The following is a 1,536-nucleotide window of genomic DNA, read 5'->3' on the forward strand; positions in this document are numbered from 1 at the left end:
GGTTAGCGGGACGGGTCAGTTGATGACCGAGACCCTGCCGAGCGCGACCTCGCTGCCGAAGGAAGCGAATAAGAGGATCTGTCGATCGGGGGCGGTGCAGGCTCACGCCTCGTCCACCCTGCTCGCGATCGGCCAGGGCCGACCGGCCACCAGGGGCCGCAGCGACGCCTCTACGTCAGGCGTCACGAACCAGCGCTGCAGGCAGCCGTCCGCGTCGAGATTCGCCAGCGCGGCCAGGACGCAGGCCTGGTCAACGGCGAGGTAGCCGTCGGCCGTCCGGCGACTGACGACGCCGACGGAGTCCACGAACCCACCCGGCCCATAGCACCCCAGTTCGCTCTCGATCCGGCTCAGGTTCTCCTCCGCGGGCTGCGCCGCATACGGCAGCGCCAACGCGGCGGCGTGCGGGGTCACGATGCCCTCACCGCCCTTGGTGCTCGGATAGCCGCGTGGCAGCCAGGCGATCGGGCGGACCCCGAACTCGGAATAGCCCCCGCCTGGGTGGGCGCACGAGGAGAACCCCCAATACCCGTATCTCTTGTCCTCCAGCCCGAACTCCCGGTGGCAGGCGACCGTGTCGCTGTGATTCCGGCCGAACGTGTCCGGCGCCCAATGGCCTTCCGGCACAAAGAGATCGGGCATCAATGCCTCGAACATCGCGCCACCGCACGTCGCGACGACCGTGCGTCCGCGATAGGTCCGGGTGCCGGCGTCCAGGATGTCGAAGTGCGCGCGGGGTAGCTGACCGGCGACGACGCCGACATAGCTCGCGATCCGGGTCTCGGAATAGAGAAGGTCATAGTGGTGGCGGGGGGGGAAGATGACTTCGCTTCCCGCGCAATAGGTTCCGGCCCGGTGCGGCCGGCGCGGTCGGGTCAACCAGAACCCACCGCTGATCTCTCCCGCCGTCGAACCGGGGCGGGCGTCGGGATCGTAGAAGGCGCCGAAGTCCTGAGCGGCGAGCAGTGGGTGCGCCTCGTCTGCGACTTTGGGGAACGCCGAAGAGATGACACGTAGGCCCACCGCGAGCCAAGCGTTGTCGACGCTGGACAGGAACGGGATGACCCGGGCGCCGGTACCGGGCCAGGAGGTGATGAGCGCGCCGGTATCGAAGGCATACCAGTTGAAGAACATGCCCGTCGGCTCGTGCCGCTCGAGCCGGTCGAGCGTATGCAGCGCGCGCCGGCACCGCTCGATCCCCTCCCTCTCGTCGATCAGGCCGAGCCCGTATGCCGCCGCCACGCTCCACAGGTAGCCGCCGATATTCGTCGGGGAGGTGTGCGCCAACCGCGTCGCCGGTGCCAAGTCCGCGCCGATCTGGTCGGCAGGCAGGCCGGACTCGTCGTGGACGAGCGCAGCCAGCGAACGCCACGTGTCCCCCGCCCACCGCTTCCGCATCGACGCCACCGGCATCCGCCGATTGTGGCACGTCCAGCGCGCCATGGGTAAGCCGGGCTAGGCGCCATCTACACGCCGTGCTCGATCAGCACCACACGGATCCCTCACGGCGTTCGTTGTCCTCGATCGAGTTCCGAG

1 protein-coding gene is annotated in these 1,536 nt (G+C 68.9%); it reads right to left on the reverse strand.

Translation table 11 applies throughout. The features are described 5' to 3' along the window. Positions 1 to 102: 102 nt before the first annotated feature. Positions 103 to 1,413: a glucoamylase family protein gene (locus BN11_RS18820; RefSeq protein ID WP_048699883.1), complete on the reverse strand. Its 1,311-nt coding sequence runs from the start codon at positions 1,411 to 1,413 to the stop codon at positions 103 to 105. Between the last annotated feature and the right edge of the window lie 123 nt (positions 1,414 to 1,536).

It is taken from the genome of Nostocoides australiense Ben110, from assembly GCF_001050535.1.
Taxonomy (GTDB): domain Bacteria; phylum Actinomycetota; class Actinomycetes; order Actinomycetales; family Dermatophilaceae; genus Nostocoides_A; species Nostocoides_A australiense.

What these genes read in the sequence shown, in the direction of transcription:
- BN11_RS18820 (WP_048699883.1), bottom strand. Translation starts at nt 1,413, where the DNA reads ATGCCGGTGGCGTCGATGCGGAAGCGGTGGGCGGGGGACACGTGGCGT.